This window comes from Nocardioides soli, assembly GCF_014191495.1.
GTDB classification, from domain to species: domain Bacteria; phylum Actinomycetota; class Actinomycetes; order Propionibacteriales; family Nocardioidaceae; genus Nocardioides; species Nocardioides soli.
This window is the reverse complement of the sequence record NZ_JACHWR010000005.1, coordinates 14,303-32,828: the sequence shown is the minus strand read 5'-3', so window position 1 is coordinate 32,828 and position 18,526 is coordinate 14,303. Positions and strand designations below refer to the sequence as shown.

Here is an 18,526-nt window from a genome sequence, read left to right as displayed (position 1 = left end):
CGCCGTACGCTCGGGGCATGCGCGTCGCCCTCGTGCTCGGCTCCGGCGGCGCTCGCGGCTACGCGCACATCGGCGCGATCGCCGAGCTCGAGGAGCGGGGCCACGAGGTGATCGCGGTCGCCGGCTCGTCGATGGGCGCACTGGTGGGCGGCCTGTACGCCGCGGGCGTGCTCGACGAGTACACGACCTGGGCCCGCGGACTGACCCAGGGGGCGGTCGTGCGGCTGCTCGACCCGAAGTGGTCGGCGGGCGGCGCGATCGCCGCCGAGCGGGTCTTCGCCGAGGTCGAGCGGATCGTCGACGACCGGCTGATCGAGGACCTGCCGATCCCCTTCACCGCGGTCGCGACCGACCTCCGCGCCCGGCGCGAGGTGTGGTTCCAGCGCGGTCCGCTGGTCTCCGCGCTCCGGGCCTCGATCGCGATCCCCGGCGTGATCACACCGGTGGTCGTCAACGGCCGCCTCCTCGTCGACGGCGGCCTGATGAACCCGGTCCCCATCGAGCCGACCGCCGCCGCCGCGGCCGACCTCACCGTCGCGATCTCGCTGTCGGGCGACCGCAGCGCGCGCGAGCCCAACACCCCCGCCCGCGAGGCGGCGCCCTCGACCTGGCGCGGCGAGCTGGTGGAACGGGTACGTCGTACCGTCGGGCGCGAGCGGGATGCCGAGCCGCACGACCCGTTCGAGGACCTGCGCATCTCCGACGTGGTGGGGCTGTCGATGGACGCGATGCAGGGCATCGTCACGCGCTACCGGATGGCCGGCCTGCCGCCGGACGTGCTGGTGACGGTCCCAGTGTCGGCCGCGAGGTCGCTCGACTTCCACCGCGCGGCGGAGATGATCGACCTGGGCCGCAACCTCACGGCCGAGGCCCTCGACCGGGCCGGCCACTGACCTCACCAGCGGTTGCGCGCCTCCTCTGCCCAGCCGACCAGGCCGTCGAGCTCGACGCGCTCGCCGTCGGCGCTCGCCCAGCCCGACCAGTGCCCGAAGCGCTGGTGGGTCTCGTTGGCCACCACGCCGAGGTTGGTGCGCGACACCTTCTCGTGGAAGGGCGTGAACGTCGCGTCGACCCCGTCACCGCGGATCCGCCACGGGCGCAGCCAGTCGCCGCGGTCGTACTCCCACACCAGGTCGGCGCCGATCTTGTGCAGCCGGCCGTCGACGAAGAGGCCGTTCTCGGTGATCCCGGTGCCGTCGGTCCACTTCCCGCCCAGGGTGAGTCCGCGACCGTCCCCGGAGCCCGCAGCCCAGTTCCAGGTCACGGCGTACGGCCACTTGCCCCGGCCGTGGTCCAGCACCGCCCAGCCGCTCACGTCGTACGCCGTGCCGTCGAGCCGCAGGCTGCCGCCGACCGGGCGGGAGACGTCCTTGACGGTGTACTGGAAGCGCCGGCTGCTCCACGGCACCACGACGCCGAGCACCTCGGCGCCCTGAGCGACGGTGAGGTCGACGTCCACCCCGGGCGCGGTCGCCCGCAGCGCGCTGTCGGAGACCTCGAGGCGCAGCGCCCTGGACGTCACCGACGCGACCCCGCCGTACCCCCGCGGGATCGCGACGCCGCGGCCGAGCGGCGGCACCGCCTCGCGCTCCCAGGTGCGGCCGGTCTCCCGGTCGAGCACCCACAGTGAGCAGACGCCGGCGTAGTCGAGCGACGAGACGACGAGCCCGAGGCAGAAGCGGTCGGTGACGACGCCCCAGTACTCCCAGCGCTTCGCCCGGCCCCAGCCCCGGAGGTTGGGACGCACCAGCGGTCGCCGCGCCCAGCCGACGGCCGCCGGGTTGAGCCGGCCGTTCGGCAGGCAGAGCTCGACGGGCTCGGTGATCTCGCGTTCGGTCACGACAGTCGTCTACGGGGCTTGTCAGCCGAAGCGAGCGCGACACGCCGGTGCGGCCCGGCGTGTCTCCGCCGTTTCCCCGGGCAGCCGGGGAAACGGCGGCGACTCAGAACAGCAGCGCCGTCCCCGGATCCTCCAGCAGACCCGCCACGTCGGCCAGGAACCGCGATCCCAGCTCGCCGTCGATGTGCCGATGGTCGAAGGAGAGCGCCAGGGTGGTCACGTCGCGGGCGACGATCTCCCCGGTGGCCTCGTCGACCCAGGGCCGCTTGTTGATCGCGCCGAAGGCGAGGATCGCCGACTCGCCCGGATTGATGATCGGCGTCCCGGCGTCGATGCCGAAGACACCCACGTTGGTGATCGTGAACGTGCCGCCGCTCATCTCCGCGGGCTGCGTCCTGCCGGACCGGGCCGTCTCCACGAGCTGCCCGAGAGCCGAGGCGAGCTCGACGAGCGACATCGACCCGGCGTCCTTGACGTTCGGCACGACCAGCCCGCGCGGGGTGGCCGCGGCGATGCCGAGGTTGACGTAGCGCTTGTAGACGACCTCCTGCGCGGCCTCGTCCCACCAGGAGTTGATCTCCGGCGTCCGCCGCATCGCCAGGATGCACGCCCGCGCGAGCACCAGGAGCGGGCTGACCCGCAGCTCGCGGAACTCGCGGCGGGACTTGAGCCGCTCGACCAGCTGCATCGTGCGGCTGACGTCGACGGTGACCCACTCGGTGACGTGCGGGCTGGTGAACGCCGACTGGCTCATCGCCTGGGCCATCATCTTGCGCACGCCCTTGACCGGCTCGCGCCACTCCCGCTCGCCCTGCGGGACGTCATACGGACGGTGTGTCCCCTGGCTCTCACCGTATGACGTCCCGGCCGCCGCAGCCGCCTCGACGTCCTCGCGAGAGACCGTGCCGTTCGGGCCGGACGGGGCCAGCGTGGCCAGGTCGACGCCGAGGTCCTTGGCGAGCTTGCGCACGGGCGGCTTGGCCAGCACCCGTACGTCGGCCGAGGACGCCCGCGCCACGGACTGCGCCGGCACCGGCTCGGGCGCCGGCTCGGCCTCGACCATCGGCGCGGCACCGGGGCCGAAGGCCGCCTGCGCCTGCAGCTGCGCGGCCGCCGCGCCCGACGACACCTTGCGTGCGCGCCGGACCGGACCGCGGTCGGCCTTGTTGCGGCCCACGAGCGACTCGCCCTCGCCGCCGCCGGAGGCGGCCGGGTTGGACAGGTCGATCTCCGCCGGCGGCTCGGGGACAGCGGCGGGCTCGGCCGCCGACGCCTCGGCGCCGATCGCGATGATCGGGGTGCCCACGGGCACGGTCTCGCCCTCGGGCACGAGCAGCGCGGTCACGGTGCCGGCGTACGGCGACGGCAGCTCGACGATCGACTTCGCGGTCTCGATCTCGACGACGACGTCGTTGACGGCGACCTCGTCGCCGACCTTGACCTTCCAGCTGACGATCTCGGCCTCGGTGAGGCCCTCACCCACGTCGGGGAGCAGGTACTCGGCCACGGATCAGAACCCCATCGATCGGTCGACGGCGTCGAGCACCCGGTCGAGGTCGGGGAGGTAGTCCTCCTCGATCCGCGAGGGCGGGTACGGCGTGTCGAACGCGCCCACCCGCAGCACCGGCGCCTCCAGCGAGTAGAAGCACTCCTCGGCGATCCGGGCCGCGAGCTCGGCACCCATGCCGAGGTTGACGTGCGCCTCGTGGGTCACGACCACCCGGCCGGTCCGGCGTACCGACTCGTAGACGGGCGCCATGTCGAGCGGCGACAGCGTGCGCAGGTCGATCACCTCGAGCGAGCGTCCTTCGCCGGCGGCCGCCTCGGCGGCCTTGAGCGCGGTCTTCACCGTGGGGCCGTAGGCGAGCACGGTGACGTCGCTGCCCGCCCGCACCACCCGCGAGGTGAAGAGCGGCTCCGGGGTGGCGGTGTCGTCGAGATCGGCCTTGTCGGCGTGGTACTGCCGCTTCGGCTCCAGGAAGATCACCGGGTCGTCGGAGGCGATGGCCTGCTGGATCATCCAGTAGCCGTCGACCGGGTTGGAGCAGGCCACCACCTTGAGCCCGGGCGTGTGCGCGAACTGCGCCTCCGGCGACTCGCTGTGGTGCTCGACCGCGCCGATGCCGCCGCCGAAGGGGATCCGGATGACCATCGGCATCTTGAGCTTGCCCTGCGAGCGGAACTGGATCTTCGCGACCTGGCAGACGATCTGGTCGTACGCCGGGTAGACGAACCCGTCGAACTGGATCTCCACGACCGGGCGGTAGCCGCGCATCGCGAGGCCGACGGCGGTGCCGACGATGCCGGACTCCGCGAGCGGCGAGTCGATGACCCGGTCCTCGCCGAAGTCCTTCTGCAGCCCGTCGGTGATCCGGAAGACGCCGCCGAGCTTGCCGATGTCCTCGCCCATGAGCACGACCTTGGGGTCGTCCTCCATCGCCTTGCGCAGGCCCATGTTGAGCGCCTTCGCGAGGGTCACCTTCTGAGTCTGAGCCATCTCAGCGCACCCCCTCGAAGCTCTCGAGGTACGCCGCGAAGCCGTCGCGCTGCACCTCGAGCTCCTCGGTCAGCTCGGCGTACACGTGGTCGAAGATCGACAGCGGCGACGGATCGGGCAGGGCCCGGCAGCCCTCCCGCAGGCGGACACCGAGGTCGTCGGCCTCCGCCTGCACGGCGCCGAAGAAGTCGTCGTCGGCGAGCCCGTTGCGGCGCAGGTAGGCCTCGACCCGGGCGATCGGGTCCTTGAGCTTCCAGCGCTCCAGGTCGTCGGAGAGCCGGTAGCGGGTCGGGTCGTCGGTCGTGGTGTGCGCGCCCATCCGGTAGGTGTAGGCCTCCACGAACGTCGGGCCCTGACCCTCGCGGGCGCGCTGCAGGGCCGCCTGCGTCACGGCGTACGTCGCGAGCACGTCGTTGCCGTCGACGCGGACACCCGGGAAGCCGAAGCCCAGGGCCCGCTGGTAGAGCGGGATCCGACTCTGGCGCTCGAACGGCTCGGAGATCGCCCACTGGTTGTTCTGGCAGAAGAACACGACCGGGGCGTTGTAGGACGCGGCGAACACGAAGGCCTCGTTGACGTCGCCCTGCGAGGAGGCGCCGTCGCCGAAGTGCGCGATCACCGCGGCGTCCCGGTCGGGGTCGCCGGTGCCGACCACGCCGTCGCGCTGCATGCCCATCGCGTAGCCGGTGGCGTGCAGGGTCTGCGCGCCGATCACGATCGTGTAGAGCCCGAAGTTCTTGTCGTCGGGGTCCCAGCCACCCTGGTCGACCCCGCGGAAGAGGCCGAGCAGGTCGAGCGGGTCGACGCCGCGGCACCAGGCGACGCCGTGCTCGCGGTAGGTCGGGAACACGAAGTCCTGGGGGCGCAGCGCGCGCCCGGCGCCCACCTGGGCGGCCTCCTGGCCCAGCAGCTGGGCCCAGATGCCGAGCTCGCCGTGGCGCTGGAGCGCGGTGGCCTCGACGTCGATGCGCCGGGTCAGCACCATGTCGCGGTAGAACCCGCGGATGACCTCGTCCTCGGCCCGCTCTTCGGTGTCGAAACGGAACCCGGGGTGGTCGACGCGCTCACCCTCGGGGGTCAGGAGCTGCACCAGTTCCGGGCCGCCGTCCTGCTGGGACGGACCGAAGACCTCGGCGAGGTCCGGGCCGAAGCCGTCCCCGGCCCCTACTTCGCTGCTGCGTTGGGTCACGTGCACTCCTTCGAGGTCGTCGGCATGGACGGGATCTCCGTGCGCCGAGGTCAGGCGCTCCGGGCGCGGACGCGGGGGTGGTGCGCCTGTGACCCGGGGCACATCGTGCACAGCAAAACTACCCGCGCCTCCGACGAGCCCGCCAATCCACTCGGACGCCCTAGGACTCTGACCCCAGGCCGTGTTGATCAACTCCGCGCCGCTCGCGACGGCGCCCGCTTGACCAACCCGACCCTAGGCCAGCCGGTCCGGCCTAGGGTCAGGGGCATGACCGCCTCCAACGTCACGCGCTCGATCACCGTCGCCGCACCGGCGGCGACCGTGTTCGACATCCTCGCCGACCCGCGCCAGCACGCCCGGATCGATGGGTCCGGCACCGTGCGAGGGTCGCTCGCGGGGCCCGAGCGGCTGGCGCTGGGCTCGACGTTCGGCATGAGCATGCGGATCGGCGCGCCGTACCGGATCCGCAACCGGGTCGTCGAGTTCGAGGCCGACCGGCTGATCGCCTGGCGGCACCTCGGCACGCACCGCTGGCGCTACGAGCTCGAGCCGCTGCCCGAGAGCGACGGCGGCGGCACGCGGGTCACCGAGACCTGGGACGTCAGTCACTGCAACGCCCCGACCCGCTGGGCCCTCGGCGCCCTCGGCTACCCGAAGGTGCACGCCCGCTCCATCGAGCGGACCCTCGACAACCTGCGCGCCGCGGCGGAGTCGGACGTGGCCGACCGCGCCTGACCGGCGCCTCCGCAGGCCCCTCGTTTCCCCGGTCGCCCGGGGAAACGAGCGCGACACGCCGACGCACACCGGCGCGTCGCGCTCGCTTCGCCTGACAACGTCCGCGACGGCCGGCGCCCCGAGGCGGACTCAGCCGCGCCCGTGGGGCTCCAGCCAGACGGCGGGGTCGGGCCCCTTCGGCACGACCTGGGTGGGGTTGATGTCGCTGTGCACGACGTAGTAGTGCCGCTTGATCTGCTCGAAGTCGGTGTTGCCGCCGAAGGCCGGGATCGCGTAGAGCTCGCGGGCGTAGCCCCAGAGGTGGGGCAGCTCGGTGAGCTTCTGGCGGTTGCACTTGAAGTGGCCGTGGTAGACCGCGTCGAAGCGGGCCAGCGTGGTCCACAGCCGCACGTCGGCCTCGGTCAGCGCGTCGCCCATCAGGTAGCGACGGGAGGCGAGCCGCTCCTCGAGCCAGTCCAGGGCGGTCCAGAGCCGGTCGTACGCCGCGTCGTAGGCCTCCTGCGAGCCGGCGAAGCCGCAGCGGTAGACCCCGTTGTTCACCTCGGTGTAGATGCGCCGCATGACCTGCTCCATCTCCTCGCGGAGCTCGGCCGGCCACAGGTTCGGCGCGTCGGCCCGGTGGAACTCCCGCCATTCGAAGAAGAAGTCGTGGGTGATCCAGGGGAAGTCGTTGGTGACGACCTGGCCGGTCGGGACGTCCACGATCGCCGGCACGGTGATGCCGCGCGGGTAGTCCGGGAAGCGCTCGAGGTAGGCCTCCTGGATCCGCTCGATGCCGAGCACCGGGTCGACCCCGCCGGGGTCGAGGTCGAAGGTCCAGCTGCGCTCGTCGTGGGTCGGCCCGGGGGTGCCGAGCGAGATCACGTCCTCGAGCCCGAGCAGCTCCCGCACGATGATCGTGCGGGTCGCCCACGGGCAGGCCTTCGCCGCGACCAGCCGGTAGCGGCCCGCCTCGACCGGCCACAGCTCACCGTCGACCGGGCCGTGCTCGGGCCGGCGCGCGTCCTTCGTGATCCGGTCCGGGATGTACGTCGCGTCGCGCTTGAACTCACCCTCGCTCGCATAGGCCATGCGACCCATGGTAGATGAACTCTCAACCACTCCGCGTGCGTCCACCCGGACGTAGCGTCATGCCATGACCCAGCACGTGCTGCGCGCGTCCGGCATCCTCGTCCGCGGTCGGCCCCGGCCGCTGCTCCCCGCCACCGACGTGGAGCTCCGCTCCGGCGAGGTGCGGGCCCTGGTCGGCGAGCCGGGCCACGCCCACACCGCCCTCGCCCTCGTGCTCGCCGGGCGGTTCCGGCCCGACGCGGGAACGGCCACGCTCGACTCCTCCGTCCTGGACCGCACCCGCCAGACCGGGGTGGCGCTCGTGGACGTCCCCCGGGTGAGCGAACCCGACGAGCACGTGCCCTTCGGCACCATCCTCGGCGAGGAGCTCGCGATGGCCGGGCAGCCGGCCAGGCGCCGGGCGGTGCGGGCCTGGGCGCCCGACGTCGAGCTGGGCCGCCGGACCGAGGACGTGCCGGCGGATCGCCGGACCGCGCTGCTGCTGCGCTCGGCCGCGCTGCGCACCGGCGTCCGGTTCCTGGTGCTGACCCTGCCGGACCGCTGGGGGGTCACACCTGCCCAGTGGGAGCCGGTGACGGCGGAGCTGGCCCGGCGCGGGTACGGCGTGCTCGTCACGGTCGGCGAGACCTCGCGGCACCTGCTCTCGGTGCCGGCCGGGACGATCGGAGGCGCGGAGTGACCTCCTTCCGGATCGCCTTCACCGAGCTGCGCCGGATCACCTCGGGCCGGCTGCCGCGCCTGGCCGTGCTCGCGATGATCCTGATCCCGACGCTCTACGCCGGGCTCTACCTCTACGCCAACCACGATCCGTACGGCGGGCTGACCCGCGTCCCGGCCGCGCTGGTGGTCGCCGACACCGGCGCCCGGCTCGAGGGCGAGGAGGTGCGCTTCGGCCGCGACATCGCCGACCAGTTGGTCGACTCCGGCGACTTCGAGTGGCACGAGGTGTCGGCCGACGAGGCGGCCTCCGGCGTCGAGGACGGCAGCTACGACTTCGCGCTGACGATCCCGGCGGGATTCTCGGCCGCGCTGACCAGCCCGGCCCGGTTCGATCCGGAGCAGGCGCGGCTGGTGATGACGACCAACGACGCCAACTCCTACCTCGCCGGCACCATCGCCGACACGGTCACCACCAAGGTGCGCGCGGCGATCTCGAGCCAGGTCACCGAGCGCGCCGCGACGACGTTCCTGCGGAGTCTCGGCGACATCCGCGCCCGGCTGGTCGACGCGGCCGACGGCGCCCAACGGCTCGCCGACGGACTGGACACGGCGCGCTCCGGAGCCCGGCAGCTGGCCCGCGGCTCCGACCGGCTCGACCAGGGTCTCGGCACGCTGGAGCGGCGTACCTCCGCGCTGCCCTCGCAGACCCGCCGGCTCGCCGACGGCGCGGCCCGGGTGGCCGCGGGGAACGACGAGATCGCGCAGCTCGGCCGGGAGGCCGCGACCGTCGCCGGCGACGTGTCGGCGCTCTACCGCAACGGCCGACGCGACCTGGTGCAGCGGATGCGCGAGCAGGGGCTCGACGCCCAGCAGCGCCAGGCGATCCTCGCCGTCTACGACGACCTGAACGCGCCGCTGGCCACTGTGACCGGGAAGGTCCGCACGGCGTCCGCGCGGCTCGACCAGCTCGCGTCCGGCGCCGGTCAGGTGGCCGACGGCGCGGACCGGCTGGCCGACGCGACGCCGGCGCTCACGTCGGGGATCGCCCAGGCCCACACGGGCTCCGGCCGGCTCGCGTCGGGCTCGGAGTCGCTGCGCCGCGGCCTCGTGCGGCTCGACCAGGGTGCCGACCGGCTGGCGTCCGGTCTCACCGACGGCGTCGACCAGATCCCCGACCTGTCCGACACGACGGTCGCCTCCACGGCCGGCACCCTGGCCGACCCGGTGGGCATCGTGGACCGGGCCCGCGCCGAGGCCGGCTCGTACGGCGCCGGCCTCGCGCCGTTCTTCCTCGCCCTCGCCGCGTGGATCGGCGGCTACGTGCTGTTCCTGCTGGTCCGCCCGCTCTCCGACCGCGCGATCGCCGCGAACCAGGCGCCGCTCCGGGTCGCCCTCGGCGGCTGGTACCCGCCCGCCCTGCTCGGCCTCGCGCAGATGGCCGTCGTCCTCACCGTGGTGACCCTGGGCGTCGGCATCGAGCCGGCCCACGTGGTGCCGACCCTGCTGTTCATGATGCTGGTCTCGATCACGTTCATCGCGATCGTGCACGCGCTCAACGCCTGGCTCGGCCCCGCCGGCCAGTTCCTCGGCCTCGCGCTGATGGTGCTGCAGCTGGTCACCGCCGGCGGCACGTTCCCATGGCAGACGATCCCGACCCCGTTGCACGGCGTCCACCACGTGCTGCCGATGTCGTACGCCGTCGACGGGCTCCGCCAGCTCATGTACGGCGGCCTCTCCGGGCTCGCCTGGTACGACGTCCTGGTGCTCGTCGGCTGGCTGGCGCTCGCCCTCGCGCTGACGTCGGTGGCCGCCCGGCGTCGGCGTCGCTGGTCGATCGCCCGGATCAAGCCGGAGCTGTCGCTGTAGCGCCCGGCCCACGGGGTTTCGAGACGGTTGCTAGCGCAACCTCCTCAACCACCGACGGTGGTTGAGGCGCGAGGACCGCCAGGCCCCGCCCACGGTGGTTGAGGCGCGAGGACCGCCAGGCCCCGCCCTCGGTGGTTGAGGTGCGAGGGCCGCCAGGCCCGAGCCTCGAAACCACCCCCGCAGCCGCCGGACCACCTCAGCGCCGGCGGCCCCGCCGCTCGCGGAGCCGCTCGGCGGCGGCGCGGATGCGGGCTTGGTTCTCGGGCTTGCGCGACTCGTCGTACAGCTTCTTGGCGATGCCGGCCAAGGCCACGGTCCTCATCAGCTTCATGAGCGACCGGTACCCCGGGCGCGCGGCAGCAGGCCCTCCCGCTCCTTGGCGGTGAGCACGCGGAGCGCGGCGGCCCGGACCAGCGCACGGAAGCCGGAGTGCGTGCGGGCCCGGGCGAGGACAGCCCCGTACATCGCCGGCAGCGGCGCCGGGTCGACGGTGAGCACCATGTCGCCGCCGGCCGCGACGAAGCGCAGCGCGCGCCGGCCGGGCGGGACCCGCGCCACCTGACGGGCGTGGGCGAGGTCGTCGGAGATCACCACGCCCTCGAAGCCGAGGTCGCCGCGCAGCATCGTGGTGACGACGTACGGCGAGAACGCCGCCGGCTGGGTCGGGTCGAGCCGGGCGTAGCGCGCGGTGGACATCATCACGAACGGCGCACCGGCGTCGACGGCGTCCTGGAACGGCGCGAGGTACGGGTCGTGGCGACGGGTGACCCGGTCGACGACGTCGGCGCTCGTGTCGGTGTTCGCGCGCACCCGGCCGAGACCCGGGAAGTGCTTGACCGCGGTCGCCACCCGCCCGCGGTCCATGCCGCGCACGAAGGCGACGCCGTGCCGCGAGACGACCCGCGGGGTGTAGCCGAACTGCCGGTCGTAGACCCCGATCGGCGGGTTGTGCCGCGCGGCCCGGGGGCTCGGGACGGTGTCGAGGACCGGCGCGAGGTCGAGGTTCACCCCGGCCCGGCCCAGCTCGCGCGCCCAGCGGTACGCCGCGGATCGCAGTCGTGCGGGCGCCCAGCCGCCCTGCACCAGCGCGGTCGGCATCGGGGCGAACCCGGGCCCCTGGAGCACCCGGACCAGGCCACCCTCCTGGTCGGTGCCGACGAAGAGGCCCACCCCGGCCGTGCTCCGCTCGGAGACCTGGGCGCGCATCGCGCGGGAGACCCGGGCCGGGGGACGGACGCCGTGGTAGCTGCGCCCGGTCAGCATCACGTTGCCGACGTGGAAGCGGCGGACCTGGGCACGGGTGCGCGGGTCGGCTCGGTCCGCGGCCGTGCCGACCATGAAGAGCTGGCCGACCTGCTGCCGGAGCGTCATCCGGTCGAGCACCCGCTCGGCCGCCGTCGGCTCCGGCGCCACGGCCCCGGGCGCGAGCGTGCCGCCCGGCAGCACGGTCTCGGCGCTCGCGCTCCCCGCGGCGGCGAGACCGACTCCGAGCACCAGCGTCAGCAGGAGGACGATCGCGTGCTCTCGGAGGTGCATCTCGGACGACGGTACCGGGCAGGCCACGTGGGAGCGGGACCGCCTTAATTGCAGAGATATCTTTGCAAAGAGACCTCTGCAGTCGTACCGTGATCGCATGGACGTCAGCTCGGTCACCCCGTCCCCCCAGGCGCTCAAGGCGCTGGCCCACCCCGTCCGCCTGCGGATGCTCGGCCTGCTGCGCCTCGACGGACCGGCGACGGCGACGACCCTGGCGGGACGGCTCGGGCTGAACACCGGGACGACGTCGTACCACCTGCGGCAGCTCGCCGAGCACGGCTTCGTGGTCGACGACCCCGAGCGCGGCAACGGACGTGAGCGGTGGTGGCGCGCGCGGCACCAGCTGACGGAGGTCGACACCGCATCGGCGACCACCCCTGAGGAGCACGAGACGTACGACGCCTACCTCCAGGCGGTCGCGATCAACTACGCGGGCAATCTCCAGGCCTCCGTCGAGCAGTTGTCGCTGTTGCCCGCGCCGTGGCGCGAGGCCGGCACGATGAGCGACCGGGTGTTCCGGCTGACCCCGGCCCGGGCGAGCGCACTGACGGACCGCCTGCTCGCGATCCTGGACGAGGTCGAGGACGACGACGACCCGGACGCGGCGCCGTTCCTGGTCAACGTGAACACCTACCGCCACCCACGGAGCCTGGCACCGTGAGGCGCCCGCTCTACGGCTGGCTGGTCTCCGAGGCGGTCTCGCTCACCGGCACCCGGATCTCGATGGTCGCGCTGCCGTGGCTCGTGCTGACGACGACCGGGAGCGCGACGCGGACCGGCCTGGTGGCGCTCGCGGAGATGCTCCCCCTGGTCGTGCTCAAGGTGCTCGGCGGACCCGTCATCGACCGGCTCGGCGCCCGCCGGGTCGCGATCACCTGCGACCTGCTCTCCGTGGTGGCGGTCGGCGCGATCCCGCTGCTCCACGAGTCGGGGTGGCTGCCGTTCCCCCTGTTCCTGCTGCTGGTCGCCGTCGCGGGCGGCCTCCGCGGCCCGGGCGACGCCGCCAAGGCCGCGCTCACCCCCGCGCTGGTCACCGAGGCGGGCGTGCCCCTGGAGCGGGCGACCGGCCTGCACTCCACGGTCGAGCGGACCGCCAGCCTGCTGGGGGCCGCGGCGGCCGGCGGGCTGGTCGCTCTCGTCGGCGCGGCCGACGCGCTGGTCGTCGACGCGCTCAGCTTCGGCGTCTCGGCCGCGGTGCTCGCCTGGTCGACGTCCACACTCGCCCGACCGGCCGCCGCGGTGGTCGACCAGCCTCCGGCGGCGTACGCCACCAGGCTCCGCGAGGGATGGAGCCACCTGCGCGGCGACCGGATCCTGCTCGGCATCGCCATCATGGTCTCGCTGACGAACCTGCTCGACCTGGCGAACGCCGCGGTCCTGGTACCGGTCTGGGCGAAGGCGACCACCGGCAGCGCGGCGACGGTGGGGCTGCTGTTCGCCACGTTCGGGGGCGCGGCGGCCATCGGCGCGGTCTGCGCGTCCGCCTGGGCCGACCGACTGCCCCGCTACCGCACCTACCTGCTCGCGTTCCTGATCTGCGGTGCGCCGCGCTACGTGGTGCTGGCGCTCGACGTGCCGCTGTGGACGGTGCTCGCCGTGTGCGCGGCGAGCGGGTTCGCCTCGGGCTTCATCAACCCGATCCTGGGCGCGGTGATGTACGAGCGGATCCCCGACGCCCTCGTGGGCCGGGTCACCTCCCTGAGCACCGCGATGGGTTTTGCGCTGATGCCGTTCGGCGGGCTCCTGGGCGGCCTGCTGGTCGCCGGGCTCGGACTGTCGCCGGCGCTGCTGATCACCGGCGCGGCGTACTTCGCCGTGACGATGCTGCCGGCCGTCGACCGCCGCTGGCGCGAGATCGACCGCCGGCCGGCACGGGAGCCGGCGGCCGTCAGCGCCTGAACGCCGCGGCGACCGCGACCAGTCGGTCGTTGGCCTCGGTCTCACCGATCGACACCCGGCAGCCGTCCCCGACGAAGGGGCGGACGACGATGCCGGCCGCGTCCGCCGCGGCCGCGAAGTCGAGGGTGCGCTCGCCGAGGTCGAACCACACGAAGTTGCCCTGCGCCTCCGGCACGTCCCAACCCGCGGCCCGCAGCGCCGCGACCACCCGGGTGCGCTCGACGACGAGCGCGTCGACGCGCTCGAGGAGCTCGTCGCGGCGCTCGAGCGAGGCGATCGCCGCGGCCTGGGCGACGGTCGAGACGCCGAAGGGCAGCGACACCGCCCGCAGCGCGGCCGCGATCGGGGCCGGCGCCACGGCGTACCCGACCCGGAAGCCCGCGAGCCCGTAGGCCTTGGAGAAGGTGCGGGTCAGCACGACGTTCTGGTGGCGGCGGTACGTCGCGACTCCGTCGACGGGGTCGGCCATCCGCACGAACTCGACGTACGCCTCGTCGACCACCACCAGCACGTGCGACGGCACCTGCGCCAGGAACGCGTCGAGCTCGGCCTGAGTGACGGCGGGCCCGGTCGGGTTGTTGGGCGTGCAGACGAGGACGACCTTGGTGCGCTCGGTGACCGCGGCGGCCATCGCGTCGAGGTCGTGGCGGCCGTCGGCGAGCACCGGCACCGTGACCGCCGTCGCGGCCGCGGCGGTGACCGCGATCGGGTAGGCCTCGAAGGACCGCCAGGCGAAGACGACCTCGTCGCCGGGATCGCAGAACGCCTGCACCAGCTGGTAGATCAGCCCCACCGACCCGGTCGCCACCGAGAGGTGCTCGACCGGCACGTCGAAGGTCTCGGCGAGCGCGGCGTAGAGCGCGGCGCTGCCCATGTCGGGGTAGCGGTTCATCGCGCCGACGCCGGCCTGGACGGCCTCGATCACGCCGGGCAGCGGCGGGTAGGGGTTCTCGTTGGAGGACAGCTTGTACGACGTCATCCCGGGTCGGACCGTCGGCGGCTTGCCCGCGACGTACGGCGGGATCTCCGCCACGTTCGCTCGGGGCTGGGGGGCGCTCATGGCCGTCAGGCTATGCCCGGGCTAGGCCCGGCGGCGGTACCTCCAGGGCCGGAGCACCAGCGCCAGCACGATCCCGATGCCGACGCCGAGGGCCGCCCCGGTGACGTTGTCGACGACGTCGGTGACGTCGCAGGCCCGGTCGATCCGGGCCAGCGCGAGCTGGGTCCCCTCGATCGCGACGGAGTACGCCGCGAGCCCGGCGAGCCCGAGCGGCACCAGCACCCACGCCGCCCGCCAGCGCGCGACGGCCAGCACCAGCAGGGCGCCGGCCGGGACGAAGATCAGCGTGTTGAGCATCCGCTGCCCGCCGGCGAAGATCCAGAAGCCGTCCGGCGCCGGGCCGCCGAGGTCCCACGAGCAGGTCTCGAGCCGCCCCTCGGCCGCGACGATGCCGGGCGCCCCGTGGGCCGGGATCAGCGTCACCGAGGCGATGATCGCCAGCGACCACAGGAAGCCCGCGATCGACCACGCGGTCAGCCAGCCCAGCCGCCGCTGCAGGGCCAGCGCCAGCAGCGCGCAGAGCGCACCGGCCACCGCGATCAGGGCCAGCATCACCCCCACCCCACCCACCGGAAACACGCCTCGACCGTAGCGGGCGGTCCCGCGCGGGGTGGTCAGGGGAAGCGGTGGCGACACGCCGTACGCCACCGGCGTGTCGCCGCCGTTTCCCCGGCCGACCGGGGAAACGGCGGCCCCTACGCCAGCACCACCTCACCACCCGGCACGGCCGGCAGGTCGCGGCCGATCCGGACGTCGACCGGGTTGGTCAGGCAGCGGATCGAGCCACCGCCCTTGTGGAACTCCGACACGTCGACGAGCACGATCTCGAAGCCCCACTCCTCCAGCTGTGCGCGGACCCGGTCGGGGCAGGCGGGCATCACGACCGTCGAGCCGATCACGATCGAGTTGGCGCAGAAGGTCGTCAGCGCCTCCTCCTCGGTCAGCACCAGCGGCTCGGGCACCAGGTCGAGCAGGGCCGCCGCCGACGCCTCGTCGAGGGCGGCCGGGCAGACCAGGGCGCGGTGCTCGTCGAGCGGGCAGAAGGCCAGGTCGAGGTGGTACATGCCGGGGTGGGTGATCCGCACGCCGCGGACCCGCACGCCGAGCTCGGTGGCGAGGTGCTTGAGCGCGAGCTCCTCGGTGCGCGGTCCGTAGCCGACGATCAGCGCATCGCCGAACGCGAACGCGTCGCCCGCCTCGAGGTGCGGGCCGACCCCGTCGCTCCCGACGTACGACGTGGCGAAGCCGTGCGCCGCGAACCACGGCTGCGCCGAGCGGGTCTCCATCCGGCGCTCGGCGTACCGCATGTGCGACAGCACCACGTGTGGGGCGCCGCCGGCCCGCTCCAGGCCGAGGCCGAGGTTCATCGCGTAGACCATGTCGGGGGCGTCGGCGCGCTGCGGCAGCGCCTCGACGACGCCACCGTGCCGCTCGATCGCGGCGACCAGGCCGCGCCACTGCGCCATCGCCCGCGCCGGGTCGGGCTGGTCGGCGGGATCCATGAACGGATTGATGACGTACTCGACCCGGAAGTGGGTCGGCTCGACCATGACGTACCTGCGGCCCCAGGCCAGTCCCTCCACCGAGATCCCCTCCGATCCTCATATTGCCTGATTGTCGGACAATATGACAAGCGGAGTGTAGAGCAGAATGGGCGCCATGTCCGCACCCGGGCCGTTCAGCACCCTCCACGTCGAGCTCGCCTCGACCGTCGACCGCGTGGCCGACGAGCTGCGGCGGGCGGTGTTCGACGGCGAGCTCGAGTCGGGCACCCCGCTGCGCGAGGTCGCGCTCGCCGAGTCGCTCGGCGTCTCCCGACCGACCGTGCGCGAGGCGCTCGGCGTGCTGGTCGCCGAGGGGCTGGCCGTCCGGGAGCCCAACCGGGGCGTCTCGGTCGCCGCCACCGACCCCGACTCGGTGCGCGACATCTGCCGGACCCGGCAGGTGCTCGAGGGCGCCGGAGTACGCCGCTGGCCGGACGCCGACGAGGCGCTGCGCGACGGCGTCCGCACCTCGCTGGTCAGCTACACCGGCGCGGTCCGCGCCGGTGCGTCATACCAGGAGCTCAACGAGCGGCACCTCGCCTTCCACGTCTCGCTGGTCGGCCTCACCGACTCGCCGCGGCTGGTCGCGATGGCCGAGGGCCTGATGGTCGAGCTCCGCCTCGCGCTGGCCCAGGTCGACCGGATCCGCCGCAACGCCCACGACCAGGCCGACAGCCACACCCAGCTGGTGATGCTGCTCGAGCGCGGCGACGTCGAGGCCGCGTCGGCCTTCCTGGTGCGCCACCTCGAGGACGCCGAGACCTCGATCCTCCAGGCCCTCGGACTCGCACCCATCTAGGGTGGGCCCCGTGGGACTCCTCAAGTTCATCGGCTGGCTCGCCACCAACCTGGTCGCGCTCGGCGCCGCGTGCCTGATCTTCGACGGCATCGGCTTCACCGGCTCGTCGGGCTGGGACGAGATCAGCGACAACTTCTGGCCACTCGTGTTCGTCGCGCTGATCCTGGGCATCGTCAACTCGTTCGTGAGCCCGGTGATCAAGATCCTGTCGATCCCGTTCATCATCATCACGCTCGGGCTGTTCCTGCTGCTGATCAACGCGCTGATGCTGCTCTTCACCGAGTGGCTGGTCGGGCTCTTCGACATCGACTTCTACGTCGACGGGTTCTGGAACGCCGTCGGCGGCGCGATCGTGATCACCATCGTCACCTGGATCGTCGGGCTCATCTTCGGCGACGCGGCGGAGGCCTGAGCGGGAAGCATGAGCAGTCTGCCCGCGAGCCGCGAGCCCGGCCGCTACCGCGTCGAGCTGGTCTGCCTCGGCAACATCTGCCGCTCCCCGATGGCCCACGTCGTGCTCGAGCAGCGACTGGCCGACGCCGGGCTCGCAGACCTGGTGGAGGTGACCAGCTCGGGCACCGGTGACTGGCACGTCGGCAACCCGATGGACCGGCGCGCGGCCGCCACCCTGACCGCGGCGGGGTACGACGCGACCCGGCACCGGGCGCGGCAGTGGGCCGGCCCCGACGACGCCGACCTCTATCTCGCGATGGACGCCGACAACCTCGCGAACATCGGCGGACCGGGGGGCCGGATCCGGATGTTCCGCGACCTCGATCCGCTGCACCCCGGCGACGACGTACCAGACCCGTACTACGGTGGGGACGACGGCTTCGAGGAGGTGCTGGCGATGGTGGAGCTCACGGCGACCGCGCTGGTCGAGGCCCTGCGACGCGAGCGGCCCTGGGACACCACCGAGCCGTGACCCGGCAACCGCTGATCGCCCGGCGTGCCGAGGAGCTCCTCGGCACGTCGGTCATCGCGACCGCCCCGGTCGCCGGCGGCGACATCGCGACCGCGACCCGCCTGCGCCTCAGCGACGGCAGCTCCGCGCTGATGAAGACGCTGCCGCACGCGCCGGAGGACTTCTTCACCGACGAGGCGGAGGGCCTGCGTTGGCTCGCCGCCGCGGGCGGGGCCGCGGTGCCCGAGGTGCTGGGCGCCGACCACGAGTGCCTGATCGTCCAGTGGATCGAGCCGGGCAAGAACTCCGTCGACGCCGCCCTCGCCTTCGGCCGCGAGCTGGCCGCCACCCACGCCGCCGGGGCGGAGCGCTTCGGCGCGGACCATGACGGCTACATCGGCAGGCTGCCGCTGCCCAACCGGACCGCCGACACCTGGGCCGAGTTCTACGCCGTGCGCCGCGTGCTCCCCTACCTCAAGCTCGCCCGCGACCGCGGCCACGCCGACGGGGAGCAGGCCGCCACGATCGAGGCGGTCGTCGCGCGGCTGCCCGGCCTGGTCCCCGACGAGCCGCCCGCCCGGCTGCACGGCGACCTGTGGAACGGCAACGTGCTCTGGGGCGTCGACGGCCGGGCCTGGCTGATCGACCCGGCGGCGTACGGCGGCCACCGCGAGGTCGACCTGGCGATGCTGTCGCTCTTCGGGCTCCCCCACCTGCCTCGGGTGCTCGACGCCTACCAGGAGACGACCCCGCTGGCCGACGGCTGGCAGGAGCGCGCCGAGCTGCACCAGATCTTCCCGCTGCTCGTGCACGCCTGCCACTTCGGCGGCGGGTACGCCGCCCGGGCGGCCCGCGCCGCCGCGGCGTACCTCTGACCCGGCGGTTCTCAGTACCGGCTCAGGCTCGACTGGCAGAGTAGCGTCGTG

General features: G+C 73.4%; 20 protein-coding genes. 10 read left to right on the top strand and 10 right to left on the bottom strand.

The genetic code is table 11. From position 1 onward, the window contains the following. Nucleotides 1-17 precede the first annotated feature (17 nt). Nucleotides 18-893 carry a patatin-like phospholipase family protein gene (locus tag FHU40_RS24395; protein WP_183595120.1) on the top strand — a complete coding sequence of 292 codons (876 nt, stop codon included), beginning with the start codon at nucleotides 18-20 and terminating at the stop codon, nucleotides 891-893. 2 nt (nucleotides 894-895) lie between these two features. Here the strand turns inward: FHU40_RS24395 and FHU40_RS24390 are convergent, their stop codons facing one another. The 4 genes from FHU40_RS24390 to pdhA all read right to left on the bottom strand — a co-directional run bounded on the left by FHU40_RS24390 (nucleotide 896) and on the right by pdhA (nucleotide 5,430). Further along, on the bottom strand, nucleotides 896-1,840 hold the full coding sequence (locus tag FHU40_RS24390; protein WP_183595119.1) for a DUF2804 family protein: 945 nt from the start codon (nucleotides 1,838-1,840) through the stop codon (nucleotides 896-898). A 103-nt stretch (nucleotides 1,841-1,943) separates the two neighbouring features. Next, nucleotides 1,944-3,347, bottom strand: coding sequence for a 2-oxo acid dehydrogenase subunit E2 (locus tag FHU40_RS24385; protein WP_183595118.1), 1,404 nt, complete (start codon nucleotides 3,345-3,347; stop codon nucleotides 1,944-1,946). A 3-nt stretch (nucleotides 3,348-3,350) separates the two neighbouring features. Next, nucleotides 3,351-4,337, bottom strand: coding sequence for an alpha-ketoacid dehydrogenase subunit beta (locus tag FHU40_RS24380; RefSeq protein ID WP_183595117.1), 987 nt, complete (start codon nucleotides 4,335-4,337; stop codon nucleotides 3,351-3,353). Nucleotide 4,338: 1 nt separating this feature from the next. After that, complete coding sequence (gene pdhA, locus FHU40_RS24375) at nucleotides 4,339-5,430, bottom strand: pyruvate dehydrogenase (acetyl-transferring) E1 component subunit alpha (protein ID WP_183595297.1); 1,092 nt, start codon at nucleotides 5,428-5,430, stop codon at nucleotides 4,339-4,341. A 363-nt stretch (nucleotides 5,431-5,793) separates the two neighbouring features. Here pdhA and FHU40_RS24370 point away from each other — a divergent pair, with 363 nt between their 5' ends. After that, complete coding sequence (locus tag FHU40_RS24370) at nucleotides 5,794-6,261, top strand: SRPBCC family protein (protein WP_183595116.1); 468 nt, start codon at nucleotides 5,794-5,796, stop codon at nucleotides 6,259-6,261. Nucleotides 6,262-6,390: 129 nt separating this feature from the next. Here the strand turns inward: FHU40_RS24370 and FHU40_RS24365 are convergent, their stop codons facing one another. After that, the gene (locus FHU40_RS24365; protein WP_246391524.1) at nucleotides 6,391-7,332 is read right to left on the bottom strand and encodes a glutathione S-transferase family protein; all 942 of its coding nucleotides are present in this window, start codon (nucleotides 7,330-7,332) and stop codon (nucleotides 6,391-6,393) included. Between the two features lie 64 nt (nucleotides 7,333-7,396). On the opposite strand from FHU40_RS24365, the gene FHU40_RS24360 reads away from it, so the two are divergent. Together FHU40_RS24360 and FHU40_RS24355 are read left to right on the top strand one after the other, a co-directional pair. Continuing rightward, on the top strand, nucleotides 7,397-8,011 hold the full coding sequence (locus FHU40_RS24360; RefSeq protein ID WP_183595114.1) for a hypothetical protein: 615 nt from the start codon (nucleotides 7,397-7,399) through the stop codon (nucleotides 8,009-8,011). Beyond that, the gene (locus FHU40_RS24355) at nucleotides 8,008-9,858 is read left to right on the top strand and encodes a YhgE/Pip family protein (RefSeq protein WP_183595113.1); all 1,851 of its coding nucleotides are present in this window, start codon (nucleotides 8,008-8,010) and stop codon (nucleotides 9,856-9,858) included. The genes FHU40_RS24360 and FHU40_RS24355 overlap by 4 nt, the downstream gene beginning before the upstream one ends. Nucleotides 9,859-10,054: 196 nt before the next feature. Here FHU40_RS24355 and FHU40_RS29185 read toward each other — a convergent pair whose 3' ends face one another. Continuing rightward, on the bottom strand, nucleotides 10,055-10,189 hold the full coding sequence (locus FHU40_RS29185; RefSeq protein WP_281374860.1) for a hypothetical protein: 135 nt from the start codon (nucleotides 10,187-10,189) through the stop codon (nucleotides 10,055-10,057). Then, entirely contained in the window at nucleotides 10,186-11,394 is a 1,209-nt protein-coding gene (locus tag FHU40_RS24350; protein WP_221200268.1) for a glycoside hydrolase family 3 N-terminal domain-containing protein, read from the bottom strand. Before FHU40_RS24350 ends, FHU40_RS29185 begins: the two co-directional genes overlap by 4 nt. Before the next feature lie 97 nt (nucleotides 11,395-11,491). On the opposite strand from FHU40_RS24350, the gene FHU40_RS24345 reads away from it, so the two are divergent. Both FHU40_RS24345 and FHU40_RS24340 read left to right on the top strand, forming a co-directional pair. Continuing rightward, nucleotides 11,492-12,055 carry a winged helix-turn-helix domain-containing protein gene (locus FHU40_RS24345; protein WP_183595112.1) on the top strand — a complete coding sequence of 188 codons (564 nt, stop codon included), beginning with the start codon at nucleotides 11,492-11,494 and terminating at the stop codon, nucleotides 12,053-12,055. Then, the gene (locus tag FHU40_RS24340; protein WP_221200267.1) at nucleotides 12,052-13,293 is read left to right on the top strand and encodes an MFS transporter; all 1,242 of its coding nucleotides are present in this window, start codon (nucleotides 12,052-12,054) and stop codon (nucleotides 13,291-13,293) included. The genes FHU40_RS24345 and FHU40_RS24340 overlap by 4 nt, the downstream gene beginning before the upstream one ends. Here the strand turns inward: FHU40_RS24340 and hisC are convergent. From hisC to FHU40_RS24325, 3 genes are all read right to left on the bottom strand, one after another. After that, nucleotides 13,283-14,353 (bottom strand): histidinol-phosphate transaminase, encoded by a 1,071-nt coding sequence (gene hisC / locus FHU40_RS24335; protein ID WP_183595111.1) that lies wholly within the window; start codon nucleotides 14,351-14,353, stop codon nucleotides 13,283-13,285. The genes FHU40_RS24340 and hisC overlap by 11 nt on opposite strands. Nucleotides 14,354-14,374: 21 nt before the next feature. Continuing rightward, nucleotides 14,375-14,932 carry a VanZ family protein gene (locus FHU40_RS29770; RefSeq protein ID WP_183595110.1) on the bottom strand — a complete coding sequence of 186 codons (558 nt, stop codon included), beginning with the start codon at nucleotides 14,930-14,932 and terminating at the stop codon, nucleotides 14,375-14,377. 116 nt (nucleotides 14,933-15,048) lie between these two features. Further along, nucleotides 15,049-15,936, bottom strand: a complete 888-nt coding sequence (locus FHU40_RS24325) for a dimethylarginine dimethylaminohydrolase family protein (protein ID WP_343058035.1) — start codon at nucleotides 15,934-15,936, stop codon at nucleotides 15,049-15,051. Between the two features lie 76 nt (nucleotides 15,937-16,012). Between FHU40_RS24325 and FHU40_RS24320 the strand changes: the two genes are divergently transcribed. Genes FHU40_RS24320 through FHU40_RS24305 form a run of 4 tightly spaced genes read left to right on the top strand, consistent with a single transcriptional unit; the run spans nucleotide 16,013 to nucleotide 18,475 of the window. Then, a complete protein-coding gene (locus tag FHU40_RS24320; RefSeq protein ID WP_183595109.1) occupies nucleotides 16,013-16,696 on the top strand; it encodes a GntR family transcriptional regulator in 684 nt (227 codons plus the stop codon). Nucleotides 16,697-16,706: 10 nt separating this feature from the next. Next, nucleotides 16,707-17,108, top strand: a complete 402-nt coding sequence (locus FHU40_RS24315) for a phage holin family protein (protein WP_183595108.1) — start codon at nucleotides 16,707-16,709, stop codon at nucleotides 17,106-17,108. 9 nt (nucleotides 17,109-17,117) lie between these two features. Then, a complete protein-coding gene (locus tag FHU40_RS24310) occupies nucleotides 17,118-17,621 on the top strand; it encodes a low molecular weight protein-tyrosine-phosphatase (protein ID WP_183595107.1) in 504 nt (167 codons plus the stop codon). After that, on the top strand, nucleotides 17,618-18,475 hold the full coding sequence (locus FHU40_RS24305; RefSeq protein WP_183595106.1) for a fructosamine kinase family protein: 858 nt from the start codon (nucleotides 17,618-17,620) through the stop codon (nucleotides 18,473-18,475). Before FHU40_RS24310 ends, FHU40_RS24305 begins: the two co-directional genes overlap by 4 nt. The last annotated feature ends 51 nt before the right edge of the window (nucleotides 18,476-18,526 follow it).

Excerpts from the sequence above, each read along its gene's own strand:
- FHU40_RS24395 (WP_183595120.1), top strand. The coding sequence starts at position 18 with ATGCGCGTCGCCCTCGTGCTCGGCTCCGGCGGCGCTCGCGGCTACGCG.
- FHU40_RS24380 (WP_183595117.1), bottom strand. The coding sequence starts at position 4,337 with ATGGCTCAGACTCAGAAGGTGACCCTCGCGAAGGCGCTCAACATGGGC.
- FHU40_RS24370 (WP_183595116.1), top strand. The coding sequence starts at position 5,794 with ATGACCGCCTCCAACGTCACGCGCTCGATCACCGTCGCCGCACCGGCG.
- FHU40_RS24365 (WP_246391524.1), bottom strand. The coding sequence starts at position 7,332 with ATGGCCTATGCGAGCGAGGGTGAGTTCAAGCGCGACGCGACGTACATC.
- FHU40_RS24360 (WP_183595114.1), top strand. The coding sequence starts at position 7,397 with ATGACCCAGCACGTGCTGCGCGCGTCCGGCATCCTCGTCCGCGGTCGG.
- FHU40_RS29185 (WP_281374860.1), bottom strand. The coding sequence starts at position 10,189 with ATGAAGCTGATGAGGACCGTGGCCTTGGCCGGCATCGCCAAGAAGCTG.
- FHU40_RS24350 (WP_221200268.1), bottom strand. The coding sequence starts at position 11,394 with ATGCACCTCCGAGAGCACGCGATCGTCCTCCTGCTGACGCTGGTGCTC.
- FHU40_RS24345 (WP_183595112.1), top strand. The coding sequence starts at position 11,492 with ATGGACGTCAGCTCGGTCACCCCGTCCCCCCAGGCGCTCAAGGCGCTG.
- hisC (WP_183595111.1), bottom strand. The coding sequence starts at position 14,353 with ATGAGCGCCCCCCAGCCCCGAGCGAACGTGGCGGAGATCCCGCCGTAC.
- FHU40_RS24320 (WP_183595109.1), top strand. The coding sequence starts at position 16,013 with ATGTCCGCACCCGGGCCGTTCAGCACCCTCCACGTCGAGCTCGCCTCG.
- FHU40_RS24310 (WP_183595107.1), top strand. The coding sequence starts at position 17,118 with ATGAGCAGTCTGCCCGCGAGCCGCGAGCCCGGCCGCTACCGCGTCGAG.